Origin of the sequence: Rahnella sp. BIGb0603 (genome assembly GCF_024808755.1) — a bacterium.
Classification (GTDB): domain Bacteria; phylum Pseudomonadota; class Gammaproteobacteria; order Enterobacterales; family Enterobacteriaceae; genus Rahnella; species Rahnella contaminans.
Genome location: NZ_JANUEX010000004.1, coordinates 387,754 through 405,506, shown reverse-complemented (window position 1 = coordinate 405,506; position 17,753 = coordinate 387,754). Strand labels below are relative to the sequence as shown.

Genomic DNA, 17,753 nt, shown 5'->3' with positions numbered 1-17,753 from the left:
CCTTTATGCTATTTTGGGTTTAGCTATTTTGTTTAGTACAGCAAACCTGGGGACAAGGCATGTCACAGTTCGACTATCTAAAAACCGCGATAAAACAACAGGGACGCACGCTGCAACAGGTGGCCGAGGCCAGCGGGATGACCAAGGGTTATCTCAGCCAGTTGTTGAATGCAAAGATAAAAAGCCCCAGCGCCCAAAAGCTGGAGGCGCTGCATCGCTTCCTTGATCTTGAGTTTCCCCGCCGCGAAAAGAATATCGGCGTGGTGTTTGGTAAGTTTTATCCGCTGCACACCGGTCATATTTATCTGATTCAGCGCGCCTGTAGTCAGGTCGATGAACTCCATATCATTATGGGCTATGACGAGCCCCGTGACCGCGAGTTATTCGAAAACAGCTCGATGTCTCAGCAACCGACGGTCAGCGACCGTCTGCGCTGGTTATTGCAGACGTTCAAATACCAGAAAAACATCCGTATCCATGCCTTCAATGAAGAAGGGATGGAGCCGTATCCGCACGGCTGGGATGTCTGGGGACGCGGCATTAAAGAGTTCATGAGCCAGAAAGGCATTGAGCCGAATACCATTTATTCCAGCGAAGAAGGCGACGCGCCGCAGTACCGCGAACATCTCGGGATTGAAACGGTGCTGATTGACCCGAAACGCTCCTTTATGAATATCAGTGGCCGCCAGATACGTCAGGATCCTTTCCGCTACTGGGATTATATTCCGACGGAAGTGAAGCCGTTCTTCGTGCGCACCGTGGCGATTCTGGGCGGCGAATCCAGCGGGAAATCGACGCTGGTCAATAAATTAGCCAACATTTTCAACACCACCAGCGCCTGGGAATATGGGCGTGATTACGTCTTCTCGCACCTCGGTGGCGATGAAATGGCGCTGCAATATTCCGACTACGATAAAATCGCACTCGGTCAGGCGCAGTACATTGATTTTGCGGTTAAATATGCCAATAAAGTGGCGTTTATTGATACCGATTTTCTGACGACGCAGGCGTTTTGTAAAAAGTACGAAGGCCGAGAGCATCCGTTTGTTCAGGCTCTGATGGACGAATACAAATTCGATCTGGTGATCTTGCTTGAAAATAACACGCCGTGGGTGGCGGATGGCCTGCGCAGTCTGGGAAGTACAACCGACCGCATGTCATTCCAGAATCTGCTTATCGATATGCTGAAACAGAACAATGTGGATTACGTTCATGTTGAATCTTCAGATTACGATCAGCGTTTTCTCGAGTGCGTGGATTTGGTGAAAAACATGCTGGCTGCCGATACCAGCCGGTTGAACGATCCCAACGTGAACTGACCAGTTTTCCCGAAAAACTCAGGCGCCTGTTTTACGCAACAGGCGCTTTTTTATGCCTGCTATTTTTACCCTTCAATGGCCAGACCCTTATTAAGTATTCGCTGAGTGAATGGTTGTTAGTTTTGTATTCTGTATAATTATTAATGAATTCATCTGATTGCATCTGTTTTGATTTTTAATTAATTCAGCTTGTAACAGCCTGAATTAAAAAGCATCGAGGTATCAATGCGTTGATGCCTTCCGTGTTAGCCGGATTTTTATTGCGCATTTTATGCGTAAATCTCATTTGCGAAATAAAAATAGAGTGGCGTCCGTTGAGTTTTATTTGTCCGATTATACTCATTCATTGTGCCTCTCATTCCGGCTGAGGCTTTTTAAGGTGATCCGAATGAATTTGTCATTCAAGCCCTGGGGTATCGCAGTCGTATGCAGCGCAGGGGCTTTTGCTCTTGCCAGCGTGATGTTCATGCAAGGCTGGTTTCCGGTGCGCAGTCAGGCCGAAACCACCGTTCAGACTGCACCACCCGCGCCCGTTGCGGCACCTGTTGTTGCCGTTCCTCCGCCTGCCACTCCCGTTACACCTCCAGCTTTTACACAAGCTCAGCTTGATCAGTGGGTTGCGCCCGTAGCGCTTTATCCTGACAGTCTGCTTTCTCAGGTTCTGATGGCATCCACGTATCCGACCAACGTCATTCAGGCTGTGCAATGGTCGCGTGACCATCCGCAAAGTCAGGGTGATCCCGCCGTCAAAGCTGTGGCGAATGAACCCTGGGATCCGAGCGTGAAATCTCTGGTAGCGTTTCCGCAATTACTGGCGCTGATGGGCGAAGATCCGGCATGGGTACAAAATCTGGGAGACGCGTTTCTGGCGCAACCCGGTGACGTGATGGACACCGTACAGAAATTCCGTCAGGTCGCGCAAAAGAGCGGAGCCCTGAAAAGTACGCCGCAGCAGAAAGTCACGGTAAAACCGGCGGCGCAAAGCAGCACAACCGTGGTCAATGCTCAGCCCGCGCAGCAGACCATTATTATTGAATCCGCCGATCCGCAGGTGGTTTACGTGCCGAGTTATAACCCGAATGTCGTTTATGGCGCATGGCCGACACCGGCTTACCCGCCGGTTTATCTGCCACCGCCGCCGGGTCAGCAGTTTGTGAACGGCGTGGCGTCAGGCATCGGTTTTGGCGTTGGCGTCGCGGCAACCTACGCGATTTTCGGCAATATCGACTGGGATGATGATCATCATCACGACGATTACGACCACCATGACGATCATCACGATGACGGCCATCACGGCGGTTCGTCCAACAATTACGTCAACGTAAACGTCAATAATTACAACCGCATATCAGGTAATAACAACACGGTTAACCATTCAGGTTCAGCAGCGACACAGGGCTGGCAGCATAATCCAGCTTTCAACGCAGGTGTCCCGAATAACCGGGCGAACCTGAACGGAGCGACGCAAAATCAGGCACTGAATAATGTAGCGCAGCGTAATAATTATCGGGGTTTTGACGGCAACCCGGGCGTACAAAATAACCTGAGCGGGCAGACGAGGGATCAGCGACGTCAGCAGGCCGCTTCGGTGATGAATCGCCATGAGGGCAATTTGTCGGGTGCGACGCATTCCGCGACGGGTGCCGCTTCGGCCAGCCGCGGCGCTGCGAATCTGAATAATCATCAGGCGTCCGGTCATCCGTTACCGCAGCAGCATCAGGCGTTAAACCGTCAGCAAAACGGCAACCAGAACGCCCTGCGAGGCGGAAATCAGCAACAAAGGCAGAACTTCCATCAGGCCAGTAATATGCCGCGCAGCACGGCATTCAGCGGAAATTCGAGCCGCGCGCCGTCATGGCAACAGCAGCAGGCGCGCGGTAATCAGAGCCGCCAGCAGATGCAAAACTTCCAGCACGCACGCCCGGCGAATGCGGAACCGGTTCATATTCACCGCCGCTAGGCTTACGAGGAAAAGTCATGAAGACATTACGTAACATTGTGATTTGCACCAGCCTGTTTGCCCTGCCTCAGACGGGGTTTGCGCAGCAGGCATTTTCCCGCCCGGAACAGGCGGCTCAGGCGCTGGTGAAAGCGACGCAGGCACATGACGATATGGCGCTGGGGAAAATTCTCGGCAGCGACTGGCAGGTTTATCTGCCGAAAAAAGAGGTCGACCCTGATGAAGTGGCGCGCTTTCTGCGTGACTGGAATGTCAGCCACAAAATTTTTGAGCAAGGTGATATTGCGCATCTGAACGTCGGGGAAGAAAACTGGCAACTGCCGATCCCGATGAAACGCACGGCGCAGGGCTGGGAGTTCGATATGGTGGCGGGCGCGGCAGAAATTGAAACCCGCACCATTGGTCGTAACGAGCTGTCGGCCATGCAGGCGGTTTCGGCTTACGCCGACGCACAACATGAATATCAGCTGGGCGCCGGGCAGTTTGCTCAGAAGATTATCAGCACTGACGGGCAGCACGACGGGTTGTACTGGCCGGTCAAAGAAGGCGACGCGCCAAGCCCGCTTGGGCCTGCTTTCGGTCAGGATCAGCCAGGCACCGATTATCACGGCTACTATTACCGCATTCTCACCGCGCAGGGCGGGAACGCCAGCGGCGGGGCACACAGTTACATCGAAAACGGAAAAATGACCCGGGGTTTTGCGCTCATCGCGTGGCCGGTGGTTTACGGTCATACCGGTATCACCAGTTTTATGATTAATCAGCAAGGCGATGTGTATCAGCAGGATTTAGGTGCAAACAGTGATGCTGTGGCGCGGGCATTGACGACGTTTGATCCGGACGCCAGATGGCAGAAGGTTGATGACGGCGAATAGCCGCAATGCAGGATAAAAAGAACCCCGCCATGAAAATCGCGGGGTTTTGCTTTTGCAGAAAAGGTCAGAAAGCGACGACGACTTTGCCCTGCATATGGCCATCCAGCACTTTCGCGTGAGCTGCTTCGATGCTTTCCACGGTCAGACCGTGCAGGGTTTCGCTCAGCGTGGTGGTGACTTTGCCCTCATCCACCAGCGCGGCGACTTGCCTGAGGATCTCGCCCTGCTGCGCGATATCCGGCGTATTGAACATGCTGCGGGTATACATCAGTTCCCAGTGCAGCGCGGCGCTTTTCAGTTTCAGCTTGTTCATATCCAGTGGATGTTCGTTCTCAACGATCGTACAGATGTGGCCCATTGGCGCAATCAGATCGGTAATCGCGTCCCAGTGACCGTCGGTGTCATTCAGGCAAAGAATGAAGTCCACCTGTTTGATATCGTGTTTCGCCAGCTCACCTTTCAGATCTTTGTAGCTCACGGTCAGATCGGCACCGCGATCCAGACACCACTGCGCCGATTCCGGACGCGAAGCGGTCGCAATGACTTTTACTTTGCTTTGCAGCGAAGCAAACGGGATCGCCAGAGAACCGACGCCACCGGCACCGCCGATAATCAGCAGCGTTTTGTCGTCCGAAGCCTCCTGAATTTTCAGGTGTTCGAACAGCGCTTCCCAGGCCGTCAGCGTGGTCAGCGGCATTGCGGCGGCCTGCGCCCAGTTCAGGGATTTCGGTTTCACGGAAACGATGCGTGAGTCGATAAGCTGCTCGGAAGCGTTGCTGCCGGAGCGGGTGATGTCACCGGCGAACCAGACTTCGTCGCCCGCTTTGAAGTTTTTCACCGCGCTGCCCACGGCTTTCACAATCCCGCTGGCATCCCAGCCCAAAATTTTAGGCGCATCAAGGCCGCTTTTCTGCACGCCTTTATGCACTTTGGTATCGACCGGGTTAATCGAAACGGCTTTCACTTCCACCAGCAGGTCATTTTCGCCCGGCACAGGTTGTGGCAGTTCGATGGCGATAAAACGGGATGGTTCTTTTGGATTTACGGCAATCGCTTTAACAGACATAAAAATTCCTCCATTGGGTATTCAGACAGTCTAGTCCTCTGACGGCAGCCTGATAAGATGGACAATAACTAACAAAGTGTTCGGCTGAGGTGAACAATCGTGTTTAAACAATTGCAGGATATGGCGCTGTTTGCTCTGGTCGCGGAATGCGGCAGTTTTACACAGGCGGCCAGCCGTGCCGGTTTGCCGAAATCCAGCGTCAGCCAGCGGATAAGCCAGCTGGAAAAATCCGTTGGCCTGCGGCTACTGAACCGCACCACGCGCCAGCTCAATCTGACGTTTGCCGGTGAACGCTATCTGATCCACTGTCAGGAAATGATGCAGGCCAGCGAGCGGGCGGAACTGGCGATCCGCCGGTTGCGTGATAATCCCAGCGGGCGCTTGCGCATCACCAGCCCGGCGGGGCTGGGTGCCACGCTGCTGGCGCGCATGAACGTCGAATTCCAAAAGCGTTACCCGGACGTTTCGCTGGAAGTGTCGGTGTCTGACGCGCTGGTGGATCTGGTGCAGGAAGGATTTGATATCGCGCTGCGCACCGGCAAGCCGCAGGACTCCTCGCTGATCGGCCGTGAACTGGGCCACAGCCCGCGCTATCTTCTGGCTTCGCCTGATTATCTGGCGCAGCATCCGCTGATTGAATCACCTCAGCAGTTAGCCTCGCATCACTGTATTGCGCACCGTGCATGGTCGGAATGGGTGCTGCATCGCGGCGAAACTTATCATCGCTGGCTGCTGCCTTCGGCGCATACCACTGACAATCTGCTGTATGCGCGGGAATGCGCGCTGGCGGGCGCGGGCATCACGTTGTTACCAGCATTTTTGTGCCATGACGAAGTGGCCGCCGGTACGCTGGTGCGAGTGTTGCCGGAGTGGGAAGCGGAAGGCAACGATCTGTTTCTGGTGTATCCGGGGCGGAAACTGAATTCTCCGGCGCTGGCGTGTTTTATTGATTTTATGCTGGAAGAATACGGCTTTGCGAAGAGTTACAGCGAAGCGCTGGCGGGGGAATAAAGGGTATCCGGCGCATAAAAAAAGGCCCGTCGCCGGGCCTTCGTTCGTTCATAAAGACGATTACTTGATCATCTTTTTGTACTTGATGCGCTTCGGCTCTAACGCTTCGGCACCTAAAGTACGTTTTTTGTATTCTTCGTATTCGGTGAAGTTACCCTCGAAGAATTCGACTTTACCTTCATCCTGATAATCAAGGATGTGGGTCGCGATGCGGTCGAGGAACCAGCGGTCATGGGAAATGACCATGGCGCAGCCCGGGAATTCCAGCAAGGCGTTTTCCAGTGCGCGCAGGGTTTCGATGTCGAGGTCGTTGGTCGGTTCATCGAGCAGCAGCATGTTACCGCCCACCTGCAGCAGTTTTGCCAGATGCAGACGACCGCGCTCACCACCGGACAACTCACCGACGCGTTTGCCCTGATCAACCCCTTTGAAGTTGAAACGGCCCACGTACGCGCGGCTTGGCATTTCGGTCGTGCCGATACGCATGATGTCCTGACCACCGGACACTTCTTCCCACACGGTTTTGCTGTTATCCATTGAGTCACGGAACTGATCAACGGACGCCAGTTTCACAGTGTCGCCCAGCTCAATCGTGCCGCTGTTTGCTTCTTCCTGACCGGACATCATGCGGAACAGTGTGGATTTACCGGCACCGTTCGGGCCGATAATGCCGACGATAGCGCCTTTCGGTACGGAGAAGGACAGGTCGTCAATCAGAACGCGATCACCATAAGATTTGCTCAGGTTCTTCACTTCAACGACTTTGTCGCCCAGACGTGGACCCGGTGGAATGAACAATTCGTTGGTTTCGTTACGTTTCTGGTATTCGGTGTTGTTCAGTTCTTCGAAGCGAGCCAGACGGGCCTTGCCTTTAGACTGACGGCCTTTCGCGCCCTGACGAACCCATTCCAGCTCTTTCTCAATAGATTTACGACGGGCCGCTTCGGAAGAAGCTTCCTGCGCCAGACGTTCATCTTTTTGTTCCAGCCAGGTGGAATAGTTACCTTCCCACGGAATACCTTCGCCGCGGTCAAGCTCAAGGATCCAACCGGCAACGTTATCGAGGAAGTAACGGTCATGGGTAATCGCCACAACGGTCCCTTCGAAGTCGTGCAGGAAGCGTTCCAGCCATGCTACGGATTCCGCATCCAGGTGGTTGGTCGGTTCGTCGAGCAGCAGCATGTCAGGTTTTTCGAGCAGCAGACGGCATAGCGCCACGCGGCGGCGTTCACCTCCGGACAGGGTCGCGACTTTCGCATCCCAGTCTGGCAGGCGCAGCGCATCGGCAGCACGTTCCAGCTGGCTGTTCAGGTTATGGCCGTCGTGTGCCTGAATGATTTCTTCCAGCTTGCCCTGTTCGGCGGCCAGTTTGTCGAAATCGGCTTCCGGCTCAGCGTACAGCGCATAAACTTCATCAAGGCGTTTGAGTGCGCCCACAACTTCAGAAACGGCTTCTTCCACGGACTCACGCACAGTGTGTTCCATGTTCAGTTGCGGTTCCTGCGGCAGATAACCAATTTTCAGATCAGGCTGCGGGCGCGCTTCGCCTTCGATATCGGTATCGATACCGGCCATGATGCGCAGAAGGGTAGATTTACCTGAACCGTTCAGACCCAGAACGCCGATTTTGGCGCCGGGGAAGAAACTCAGGGAGATGTTCTTAAGAATATGACGCTTCGGCGGAACAACTTTGCCGAGGCGGTGCATGGAATATACGTATTGAGCCACGTTGTTTTGAGCCTCTTTCTCTGCGGGCCGCGCGCATGAGCCGAATCATTGAGACTGATCCGGCGGGCGCAGCGGCGAATTAAAGCCAGCCCCGCCTGACTGCGGCATGACTGATAAGGGTTCCGACCGGGAAGTTTAGCGTGTTTCAGTCGTGTTCCCAACCATCAGCTTCACAGTAAGGGAAGAATGTTGCTGGCCGGATGCAGGGGCGTTAACGGTTAGCCGAAAGGAACGCTGAATTCGTCCGGTTCGCCGGTGAGGCGGATAGGCTGGGTTCTGCCGACAAACATTCCTGTGGTCAAAATATCTGTGAGCTTAACGACATGATAAATAGCCTGTTTATTTTGGGTTTTGACTTTGCGCTTAATGTTGCCTTTGTGAGACGCCACCGTTTTTTGCTTGATGTTCAGGTGCTGGGAAATATTTTGCGTGTTCAGCCCAGACATCCACATTTTCAGAATGCTTGACTCGGTACGGCTCAGGCTGACCGGAGTGAGATCCAGCGGTTGCTCCGTTTCAACTTCAGGCTCTGCTTCTGTGAAGCGTGACAGTTGCAGATTATGCGCGATCAGCTGGTAAATCGTGGTGGTGCGAATCGATTTCGAAATGATGATGATGTTTTTCCGGATCGGTACATAGTTCTGATAATTCAGGTTTTCTTTGGAAATAAAAACAAAGAACAGCGTACCGGGATGCGCGTTGATCACTTCCCTTAACGCGTGACCGGACTGTGCATCGGTGACGAAGCAGTCTTCGTTTACAAAGATGATTTCAGGCCTCAGGGAATTGCATGCGGCTTGCAGTGCGTTGATGTCCTTAAGCGAAAGAATATCTTTCTGGTGTTGTCCGTTAAGTTGCAAGAGTGAATGCAATGCCAGCTGCGTGTAAAAGCACTTATCTACAATGAGCGATGACATCGTAAGTTACCTATTTTTTGGCTCTATGTTTTTCTGCAGGCGCAGAGAGCTCGTTTTTATAAATCGACCGGTTTGATCAACGCAGCCGTACTGCGATGGGGGCGTATCCCTGGAAATTGCCGTTTGGCGGCAAAATATGACTTTGCTGTGTGACGGGAGAACCCTTAGGCAGAGTAATAAAGCGGGGAAGGATTGATGTAAATCAGCAGAACCGGCTTTGGGACGTTTTGTGAGATCTTTGAGACGAAATGAGGGCGATGCGCGTTAAAGTTTTAGAATTATGATGTTTTTATTGAAAAAAACCGGGCTACAGAAAGTAGCCCGGTAAGCGGGAAACTCGCTACGCTTTTTTACGAATGAAGCGGTTAACCAGCCATTTCTCGATTTCGACAATCACGAAGATCATCGCACCGACCAGCAGGGTAATGCCCCAGAATTTCAGCGGCAGCGGTACGGTGCCAAACAGGTGGTTCATCACTGGCAGATAAATCAGCGCCAGTTGCAGCACCAGCAGCACGCCGGAGACAATCCACAGACCTTTGTTGACGAACACTTCGCGGCTCAGCGGGAAGCGGTCCATCACGCGGCAGTTAAACATGTAAACCCACTGCGCGGTGACCAGCGTTTGCAGCAAGACAGTACGAATCAAATCGCTGCTGTAGCCGAGCGGTTGCATCCAGGCTTCAAGAATGAAGGCGCTACAGGCAATCAGAATACCGACGAAAGCGATACGCCAGACGGCGTGCAGGTCTAACACGTGCTGACCCGGCTCACGCGGACGGCGGCGCATCATGCCTTTCTCGGCAGGTTCAAAGGCCAGACCGAATGACAGCGTGGTTGACGTTGCCATGTTCATCCACAAGATTTGCACCGGCGTCAGCGGGATCACCGCACCGGCCAGAATCGCCAGGATAATCAGCAGCCCCTGCGCGAGGTTAGTCGGCAGAATAAACAGAATGGTTTTCTTCAGGTTGTCGTAAACACGGCGGCCTTCTTTCACCGCACTGGCGATGGTCGCGAAGTTGTCATCCGTCAGCACCATATCGGCGGCTTCTTTGGTAACTTCGGTGCCTTTGATGCCCATCGCGATGCCGACATCAGCCTGTTTCAGCGCAGGCGCATCGTTCACGCCGTCGCCGGTCATGCCGACCACTTCACCGTTTTCCTGCAACGCTTTCACCAGACGCAGCTTATGCTCAGGGCTGGTACGGGCGAAAATATCGTACTGGCTGGCAGCGACCGCCAGTTCGGCGTCGTCCATGTGCTCAAGCTCGTTGCCGGTGATGGAATCCCCGCTGTTGCCAATACCTAACATTTTGCCGATGGCCATCGCCGTTTCCTGATGGTCACCGGTGATCATCTTCACGCGGATCCCGGCCTGCTGACATTGCGCAATAGCATCAATGGCTTCCGGGCGTGGCGGATCCATCATTCCGGCGATACCGGCGAAGACCAGGCCTTGCTGCAAATCGTCGTGGCTCAGATCACCGTTGATTTCCGGCTCATCCCTGAACGCGGCGGCAACCATACGCAGGCCCTGACGGGCGTAGCGCGCCATCTCTTCTTCCCAGTATTCGCGGCGGAAAGGCTGTACACCGTTTTCGGTCAGCTCAAATGTCGCCAGCGAGAACAGGACGTCTGGCGCACCGGTCACAAAGAGCTGCGTTTTGCCGTCAATGCGCTGCAACGTCGACATGTATTTGTGTTTGGAATCGAACGGGATTTTATCCAGAGATTCGATTTTACCGGTGTTCAGTGTGCATTTCGCCGCCAGCACTTTCAGCGCGCCGGAGGTCGGCCCGCCGGTAATGCCCCAGTGGCCTTTGTCGTCCTGAATCAGCTGGCTGTCGTTACATAAATCGACCGCCGTGATGAAGGTGTTCAGTACCGGCGTATTGATGACATCAATTTGCTGCTGCGTCGTGGCGTCCACAATCCGGCCTCTCGGCTGGTAGCTTTCACCTTCCACGTTATAAGCGCGGTCTGCCAGAATCACCGCCTTAACGGTCATTTCATTCATGGTCAGCGTGCCGGTTTTATCCGAGCAGATGACGGTCATTGAACCCAGCGTTTCGACGGTCGGCAGCTTACGGATAATCGCGTGATTACGCGCCATCGATTGAACGCCGAGGGACAGAATAATCGAGATGATGGCCGGTAAGCCTTCCGGCACGGAAGCCACGGCGAGGCTTATCAGCGACAGCAACAGTTCGCCGAGCGGCATGTCGCGCAGGATAAAGGCGAAGACAAACAGGAACGCCATCATCAGCAAAATCAGGGCAAAAATGCCTTTACCCAGCTTGTCGATTTGCTGCAACAACGGGGTGCGCTGCGGTTCAATCGACGACATCATCTGGTTGATATGGCCCAGTTCGGTGTCTTTACCGGTGGCATACACCACGCCGGTAGCCGTTCCGCCGCTGATCATCGTGCCCGAGAACAGCAGATTGTGACGGTCGCCAATCATGACTTCATCGTCGATAGTACGGGCTGTTTTGGTGACGACGGTAGATTCGCCGGTCAGGATGGCTTCCTCAACCTGCAGATTGTGTGCGCTGACGATACGCAGGTCTGCCGGGATTTTATCGCCCGGACGCAGCTGAACGATATCGCCGGGTACCAGTTGATCGGCATTGATGGTCTGAATCTGTCCGTCGCGGATCACAACCGCCTGACTGGACAGCATATTCTGAATGCTTTTCAGCGATTTCTCGGCGCTGTTTTCTTGCAGAAAACCGATCATGGCGTTAATGACAGCAACGCCGAGGATTACCAGCGTGTCCACCCAGTGGCCCATTGCACCGGTCACAACCGCTGCCGCGAGCAGGATGTAAATCAGGACGTCATTGAAATGCGCCAGGAAACGCATCAGGGCGCTTTTGGTTGGTTTTTCCGGTAAGGCATTTGGACCAAATTCTTTCAGGCGCTCAGCGGCAACCTGCGGGTTCAGGCCGGCTTCGCTGGTTTCCAGACGCGACATGGCGTCGTTACTACTAATCTGATACCAGTTTTTGTTTTCTGCCGCCGCTGAAGAAGAAGGGCTGGCATTGGTTTTGACAGATGATGAGTGAGTCATATACTTTTCCATAAGCGATGAATAAGAATGCTTGCACGTGATTAAATTAAGCGTGTAATTACTACGGGTATTCAAATCGGTTTGAGAATATGGCGTGATAATAATTAATTACGCGAAAATAAAATTGATCTGAACCAATAAAGACTTTTATAACGATATCAATAATAAAATTTTCCAATGAAAACATTGTGTTAATCGAATTAGGAATATCGGTATTATTTGCTACTCATTTAGGTTTTGTTTAGGGTTTTAATATCACGGTAAATTAGCGTAAATAAAGATAAATTTTGTCAGTGTGTTTGTTCAGATTCTCATTGTAAGGGTACTATCTATTTGGGATCTCTCAAATATCCGACCATTATCGCGGTAATAATATAGCCATTTGTGCTTATTCATCTGCTACGTTGTGTTACGTAAAATAAGCGCGCGGTTCTCTGGTAACGGCTTTGCGCATGCCTCACACTGTGTAAAGTTTGTGATGCGCTTCCCGCATGACTTCAATTTTCAAAATGAATCGATTAGCGTAGTGACTGTCTACAGAACGAAGAACAGTTCTTACATCAAAAACAGCAGGTCTGTAGGGCAATATCTGTGCAGCTGGCACAGAAGGAAAGACAACCCGTGAGGATAAAGGCAAGTATGGTCAAGGTGGACAAATGGCACGCTCTGACAATGAGCGTATTGCTGGTGACAGCATCGGGCGTGGCGAAAGCGGATTCGCTGGATTCGCAACGTCAGCACTACATGCAGATTAAACAGGCGTGGGATAATAATCAGATGGACGTCGTTGGCCAGCTGATGCCGACGCTCGAAGATTATCCTCTTTATCCTTATCTCGAATACCGCCAGCTGACGCAGGATCTGGGCGAGGCGACACCGGCTCAGGTGAATGCCTTTGTGAAAGCGAACCCGACCTTGCCGCCGGCGCGTTCCCTGCCAGCACGCTTTGTGAATGAACTGGCGCGCCGTCAGGACTGGAACAGTTTGTTGTCTTTCAGCCCGCAGCCGCCGAAGCCGGTCGCCGCCCGCTGTAACTATTACTATGCAAAATGGGCCACCGGCGATCAGAAAACTGCGTTTGATGGCGCGAAAGATATCTGGTTAACCGGCACGTCGCTGCCGAATACCTGCGACAAATTATTCTCAGTCTGGCAGGGCGCAGGCAATCAGACTGCCCTGACGACGCTGCAACGTATTGGTCTGGCGATGAAAGCCGGGAATACCAGTCTGGTGAGTTATCTGGCGAAACAGTTGCCACCGGATTATCAGACGATGCGCGACGCACTGGTCGATCTGCAAAACAACCCGAATACGATTGAAAGCTTTGCGCGTAACGTAGGGCCGACCGATTTCACCCGTAACGCCACCAGCATTACGTTCGCCCGCATTGCCCGCGATGATTCGGAAAACGCGCGTTCGATGATCCCGGTTCTGGCGCGTTTGCAGAAGATGAGTGACAGCGATCGTCTGGAACTGGAAGAAGCCGTTGCCTGGCGTTATATGGGCAGCGATGCCACGCCGGAACAGGCCGCATGGCGCGATAACGTGATTCTGCGCAGTCATTCCACCCCGCTGGTTGAACGTCGGATCCGCATGGCGCTGGCTGCCGGTGACCGTCAGGGGTTGAGTCAGTGGCTGGAGCGTTTGCCTTCGGACGCTTTGCAGCAGGACGAATGGCAATACTGGCGTGCGTCGGTCATGATCGACAAAGGGCAACGCTCGCAGGGTGAAGCGATGCTGCGCACATTAATGCAGGGGCGCGGTTTCTATCCGATGGCGGCGGCGCAAAAGCTGAATGTCGCGTATCCGATGCAGATTTCTGTGGCGACAAAACCGGATGCCAGCATAGCGGCATTGCCGGAAGTGGCCCGTGTACGTGAACTGATGTACTGGCAGATGGACAATCTGGCGCGCACCGAATGGAGCTATCTGGTGAGCAGCCGCAGTACAGTGCAGCAATCCGCGCTGGCGCGTTATGCCTTCGAGCAAAAATGGCCGGACCTGAGCGTACAGGCCACGATAACCGGCAAGCTGTGGGATTATCTCGAAGAACGTTTCCCGCTGGCATGGCCGGATGAATTCCGCCGTGCGACCAATGATAAAGGCATTACCCAAAGCTACGCGATGGCGATTGCCCGTCAGGAAAGTGCATGGAATCCGAAAGCGCGTTCTCCGGTGGGCGCGGCGGGCCTGATGCAGGTTATGCCTGCCACGGCGCAGCACACGGTGGATATGTTCGGTTTGCAGGGTTACAGCAATCCGGCGCAGTTGCTGGATCCGCAGATGAATATCACCATCGGCACCAGCTATCTTGAATACGTCTACCAGATGTTTGGCCGCAACCGTATTTTATCCAGCGCCGCCTATAACGCCGGTCCGTCGCGTGTGAACACCTGGCTGGGAACCAGCGCGGGCAGGGTGGACTCCGTCGCATTTATCGAAAGTATCCCTTTCTCTGAAACGCGCCGATATGTTAAAAATGTGTTGGCATATGATGCGTTTTATCGCTATTTTTTACATCAACCGGCCAAAATTTTGACGGATGCCGAATGGCAGAGGCGTTACTGATTTTCGGGCGTTTATGTTAAGCTGCTGTACTAGTTCAATAGTATGGCAGCCCTCACATGACGCAACGAACACTCACTGACCCTGCTCTTTCCCAACAAGGCAATGAGGACTGGCAGTGCTTTCTGGCACTGCTACAGCAATCTTTTGCTGAAAATCTGCATCAGGATTTGTTGCAACTGCTTCTGACGCCCGACGAACGAGCGGCGCTGGGGACGCGGGTGCGCATTATTCAGGAACTGATGCGGGGAGAAATGAGCCAGCGGGAGTTGAAAAGCCAGCTGGGTGCCGGTATCGCGACGATAACCCGGGGTTCCAACGGCCTGAAAACGGCACCGGCGGAACTGAAGGAATGGTTAGGAGAGCAGTTACTGTCAGAAAAAACGGACGGCTGATGCGTCCGTTTTCGTTTTAATTTCAGGTTTCAAAACTCAGTGCGTCTGCGCGCGAGTCTGATACACCGGATTATGGAACGGCGCTAAAGCCAGAACCAGCGCCTGATGATAAACGCTGGTGCGCGTCAGTTTACCCGCCGTAAAAATGCCAATCGCGCCGCCTTTACGTTTAACTTCCGCAATACCGGTCAGCTTCTCCATCTCATCTCCCAATTCGCTGCCCTGATTGATTCCCTGTAAAATAATTTCAGGTAACATCAGGCTCGCAGAACGGGATTCGCCGCGCTGGTGCATATTCTCAATCACCATCCAGGCGAACGTCATATTGTCTTCGATACCGGCTTCCACGCCGACCCAGAAGTCCGCTTCCGGGCGAACCTGACGCGCACCAATGACGCGATGACGCGCACCGGTACGGGTTTCATTACTGCCGATGGGCTGATTTGGAACACCACTATCGACGTCAACGCCTTCAATGCGAAACGCCTCAGCGCCGAAAATGTCTTCAAAAGCCATGGCGATAGCTTTGATCTTTGCCGGGTTAGTGGTTGCAGCGACAACATGGTACATAGAGTTCTGGCATCCTTTAGCAAATTTCACGCAGTATAACGGAAAACACACATGTTACAGGTATATCTCGTCCGTCACGGCGAAACAGAATGGAACGCAGCGCGTCGTATTCAGGGGCAGTCAGACAGCCCTCTGACGGCTAAAGGTCTTTATCAGGCCCGTCAGGTTGCTGAGCGCGTGCGCAACGAAGGGATCACTCACGTTATCACCAGTGATTTAGGGCGTACCCGTCACACCGCGCAGATTATCGCTGATGCTTGCGGCTGTGAAGTGATCAATGAGCCGCGTCTGCGGGAGTTGCATATGGGCGTGCTGGAAGAGCGCGTTCTGGATGGCCTGACCGGGCAGGAAGAAATCTGGCGTAAGCAGATGGTTGATGGCTCACCGCAAGGGCGTATTCCGGAAGGCGAAACCATGACGGAGCTGGCGGCGCGTATGCGTGCTGCGCTCGATAGCTGTCTGCAACTGCCGCCGGGCAGCAAACCTCTGCTGGTCAGTCACGGCATTGCGCTGGGATGTCTGATCAGTACGATTCTGGGATTGCCTGCATATGCGGAACGTCGTCTTCGTCTGCGTAACTGTTCATTGTCGCGCGTGGATCATCAGCAAAGTGCGTGGCTGGCGAATGGCTGGATTGTGGAAACGGCGGGCGATGTATCACATCTGGATCTGCCCGCGTTAGACGAGTTACAACGCTAACGCCTGGAGGCGTTAGCGGCGGATTGGGATCAGGTAATCACACTGTATTTCTAATGGTGCAGTGCCGGGAGCACGGCCATTAGTGTAGAAGCGTTCGATATCCTGTCCCTTTCTGCGGGTCAGTTTCAGCGTTGGCAGACAGGTGCTGTACAACGTCAGAATAAACTCCTGCAAATGCTCAGGCGTGCCATTGTAGTGGAACATGGCATATTCACCTTCCTGCAACACAATCGGCTGACCTTCAACATTTTCCGGCAGATGCCCAGGCTCAAGCGCGGTCGTGTAAAGGACTTCCTGTTCGTCATCTTTTTCCTGGCTTGGACGCGAATGGTGCAGGCCATAAAGTATCGGTGGCAGCGTTTTCGCTTCACCAATATATTGACGCCAGAAATGGCGGCGCATTTCGTTACGGTACGTGGTGATTTGTTCCAGCGTACAGGCGTAACTTTGCGTCATACCGATCAGATGCTGTTCAGGCAGCGCGATATATTCCGGCTGAGGCAGAATAAACGCACCCAGGCGAATTGGCGGGCAGATCCCGAAAGAATGCCAGTCTTCAGCACGGCGGTACAGCGCCGGAGTTTGAGCAAATTGCTTTTTGAATGCCCGTGTAAACGTTTGTTGAGAGTCAAAACGGTACTGAAGGGCGATATCTAAAATGGGGCGACTGGTGAGGCGTAAAGCGACGGCGGCTTTAGAAAGACGACGCGCGCGAATATAAGCACCGATTGCATTGTTTGTGACATCTTTAAACATCCGCTGCAGGTGCCACTTGGAATAGCCGGCCTTGGCTGCGACATTGTCGAGTGACAAGGGCTGGTCTAAATGGGTTTCTAACCAGCTAAGAAGGTCACGAATGATTCCTGCTTGATCCATAGATCGTCCTCGTTGAGCTAAGATAATTCACAGAATGTTGCGCGCATAATAGCAACTTTTTACTGATAAGACTTCCTAAGAATTTTTTGGCTATCTGTGCTATTTGCAGGTGTTACAGAGTATTTCATTCAGAAACTGTGAATGCACGCTTTCCGAATGGGGTTTCTTTAGAAAACAACGTCATGCTCATGACGTGGAGTAACTTAATGAAAAAGTGTTGGATTTTTGTATTTGGGATGTTTGTTATTTGTTCGGGGGCAGTGCATGCCGAGGAAGTCGGGTCGGTCGATACGGTCTTCAAATTGTTCGGACCGGACCATAAAATCGTCGTCGAGGCCTTTGATGATCCTGATATTAAAAATGTAACGTGTTATATCAGTCGCGCGAAAACCGGCGGGATTAAAGGCGGATTAGGGCTGGCAGAAGACACGTCTGATGCGGCGATTTCCTGCCAGCAGGTCGGCCCCATCGAGCTGAGCGATAAGATTAAACAAGGCAAAGACAAGGGAACTGTAGTCTTTCAGAAAAGGACGTCACTGGTGTTTAAAAAGCTTCAGGTTGTTCGCTTTTACGATGAAAAACGTAACGCGCTTATCTATCTGAGTTACTCAGACAAAGTCGTCGATGGCTCACCTAAAAATGCGCTGAGCGCTGTTCCGATCATTCCGTGGGCGCATACGACGCCGTAAGTTTTTG

14 protein-coding genes are annotated in these 17,753 nt (G+C 53.0%); 8 read left to right on the top strand and 6 right to left on the bottom strand.

All coding sequences use genetic code 11. The features are described 5' to 3' along the window. Nucleotides 1-59: 59 nt before the first annotated feature. From nadR to M2403_RS13175, 3 genes are all read left to right on the top strand, one after another. Nucleotides 60-1,319, top strand: a complete 1,260-nt coding sequence (gene nadR / locus M2403_RS13185; RefSeq protein ID WP_152325200.1) for a multifunctional transcriptional regulator/nicotinamide-nucleotide adenylyltransferase/ribosylnicotinamide kinase NadR — start codon at nt 60-62, stop codon at nt 1,317-1,319. A gap of 388 nt (nt 1,320-1,707) precedes the next feature. Next, complete coding sequence (locus M2403_RS13180; RefSeq protein ID WP_259229470.1) at nt 1,708-3,279, top strand: DUF3300 domain-containing protein; 1,572 nt, start codon at nt 1,708-1,710, stop codon at nt 3,277-3,279. Nucleotides 3,280-3,296: 17 nt separating this feature from the next. Continuing rightward, the gene (locus M2403_RS13175; protein WP_259229469.1) at nt 3,297-4,154 is read left to right on the top strand and encodes a DUF2950 domain-containing protein; all 858 of its coding nucleotides are present in this window, start codon (nt 3,297-3,299) and stop codon (nt 4,152-4,154) included. Nucleotides 4,155-4,218: 64 nt separating this feature from the next. Here M2403_RS13175 and M2403_RS13170 read toward each other — a convergent pair whose 3' ends face one another. Then, nucleotides 4,219-5,220 carry a zinc-binding alcohol dehydrogenase family protein gene (locus tag M2403_RS13170; RefSeq protein ID WP_259229468.1) on the bottom strand — a complete coding sequence of 334 codons (1,002 nt, stop codon included), beginning with the start codon at nt 5,218-5,220 and terminating at the stop codon, nt 4,219-4,221. Nucleotides 5,221-5,319: 99 nt separating this feature from the next. Here M2403_RS13170 and M2403_RS13165 point away from each other — a divergent pair, with 99 nt between their 5' ends. Continuing rightward, the gene (locus M2403_RS13165) at nt 5,320-6,231 is read left to right on the top strand and encodes a LysR family transcriptional regulator (protein WP_152325196.1); all 912 of its coding nucleotides are present in this window, start codon (nt 5,320-5,322) and stop codon (nt 6,229-6,231) included. 60 nt (nt 6,232-6,291) lie between these two features. Here the strand turns inward: M2403_RS13165 and ettA are convergent, their stop codons facing one another. From ettA to M2403_RS13150, 3 genes are all read right to left on the bottom strand, one after another. Beyond that, nucleotides 6,292-7,959 (bottom strand): energy-dependent translational throttle protein EttA, encoded by a 1,668-nt coding sequence (gene ettA, locus M2403_RS13160; protein WP_152325195.1) that lies wholly within the window; start codon nt 7,957-7,959, stop codon nt 6,292-6,294. 218 nt (nt 7,960-8,177) lie between these two features. Further along, nucleotides 8,178-8,876, bottom strand: a complete 699-nt coding sequence (rcsA, locus tag M2403_RS13155) for a transcriptional regulator RcsA (protein WP_152325194.1) — start codon at nt 8,874-8,876, stop codon at nt 8,178-8,180. 340 nt (nt 8,877-9,216) lie between these two features. Continuing rightward, nucleotides 9,217-11,952, bottom strand: a complete 2,736-nt coding sequence (locus tag M2403_RS13150) for a cation-transporting P-type ATPase (RefSeq protein WP_165058946.1) — start codon at nt 11,950-11,952, stop codon at nt 9,217-9,219. Nucleotides 11,953-12,591: 639 nt separating this feature from the next. Between M2403_RS13150 and sltY the strand changes: the two genes are divergently transcribed. Both sltY and trpR read left to right on the top strand, forming a co-directional pair. Further along, nucleotides 12,592-14,520, top strand: coding sequence for a murein transglycosylase (gene sltY / locus M2403_RS13145; RefSeq protein ID WP_405047823.1), 1,929 nt, complete (start codon nt 12,592-12,594; stop codon nt 14,518-14,520). 56 nt (nt 14,521-14,576) lie between these two features. Next, nucleotides 14,577-14,912: a trp operon repressor gene (gene trpR / locus M2403_RS13140; RefSeq protein WP_259229466.1), complete on the top strand. Its 336-nt coding sequence runs from the start codon at nt 14,577-14,579 to the stop codon at nt 14,910-14,912. 36 nt (nt 14,913-14,948) lie between these two features. On the opposite strand, the gene yjjX is transcribed toward trpR, so the two are convergent. Continuing rightward, nucleotides 14,949-15,482 (bottom strand): inosine/xanthosine triphosphatase, encoded by a 534-nt coding sequence (yjjX, locus tag M2403_RS13135; protein WP_047609789.1) that lies wholly within the window; start codon nt 15,480-15,482, stop codon nt 14,949-14,951. 51 nt (nt 15,483-15,533) lie between these two features. Here yjjX and gpmB point away from each other — a divergent pair, with 51 nt between their 5' ends. Next, complete coding sequence (gene gpmB, locus M2403_RS13130; protein WP_152325191.1) at nt 15,534-16,181, top strand: 2,3-diphosphoglycerate-dependent phosphoglycerate mutase GpmB; 648 nt, start codon at nt 15,534-15,536, stop codon at nt 16,179-16,181. 12 nt (nt 16,182-16,193) lie between these two features. On the opposite strand, the gene robA is transcribed toward gpmB, so the two are convergent. Continuing rightward, nucleotides 16,194-17,057, bottom strand: a complete 864-nt coding sequence (gene robA / locus M2403_RS13125; RefSeq protein ID WP_152325190.1) for an MDR efflux pump AcrAB transcriptional activator RobA — start codon at nt 17,055-17,057, stop codon at nt 16,194-16,196. A gap of 206 nt (nt 17,058-17,263) precedes the next feature. Here robA and creA point away from each other — a divergent pair, with 206 nt between their 5' ends. Then, a complete protein-coding gene (gene creA / locus M2403_RS13120; RefSeq protein ID WP_165059690.1) occupies nt 17,264-17,746 on the top strand; it encodes a protein CreA in 483 nt (160 codons plus the stop codon). Nucleotides 17,747-17,753: the final 7 nt, after the last annotated feature.

What these genes read in the sequence shown, in the direction of transcription:
- nadR (WP_152325200.1), top strand. Translation starts at nt 60, where the DNA reads ATGTCACAGTTCGACTATCTAAAAACCGCGATAAAACAACAGGGACGC.
- M2403_RS13180 (WP_259229470.1), top strand. Translation starts at nt 1,708, where the DNA reads ATGAATTTGTCATTCAAGCCCTGGGGTATCGCAGTCGTATGCAGCGCA.
- M2403_RS13175 (WP_259229469.1), top strand. Translation starts at nt 3,297, where the DNA reads ATGAAGACATTACGTAACATTGTGATTTGCACCAGCCTGTTTGCCCTG.
- M2403_RS13170 (WP_259229468.1), bottom strand. Translation starts at nt 5,220, where the DNA reads ATGTCTGTTAAAGCGATTGCCGTAAATCCAAAAGAACCATCCCGTTTT.
- rcsA (WP_152325194.1), bottom strand. Translation starts at nt 8,876, where the DNA reads ATGTCATCGCTCATTGTAGATAAGTGCTTTTACACGCAGCTGGCATTG.
- M2403_RS13150 (WP_165058946.1), bottom strand. Translation starts at nt 11,952, where the DNA reads ATGACTCACTCATCATCTGTCAAAACCAATGCCAGCCCTTCTTCTTCA.
- sltY (WP_405047823.1), top strand. Translation starts at nt 12,592, where the DNA reads ATGGTCAAGGTGGACAAATGGCACGCTCTGACAATGAGCGTATTGCTG.
- trpR (WP_259229466.1), top strand. Translation starts at nt 14,577, where the DNA reads ATGACGCAACGAACACTCACTGACCCTGCTCTTTCCCAACAAGGCAAT.
- yjjX (WP_047609789.1), bottom strand. Translation starts at nt 15,482, where the DNA reads ATGTACCATGTTGTCGCTGCAACCACTAACCCGGCAAAGATCAAAGCT.
- gpmB (WP_152325191.1), top strand. Translation starts at nt 15,534, where the DNA reads ATGTTACAGGTATATCTCGTCCGTCACGGCGAAACAGAATGGAACGCA.
- robA (WP_152325190.1), bottom strand. Translation starts at nt 17,057, where the DNA reads ATGGATCAAGCAGGAATCATTCGTGACCTTCTTAGCTGGTTAGAAACC.
- creA (WP_165059690.1), top strand. Translation starts at nt 17,264, where the DNA reads ATGAAAAAGTGTTGGATTTTTGTATTTGGGATGTTTGTTATTTGTTCG.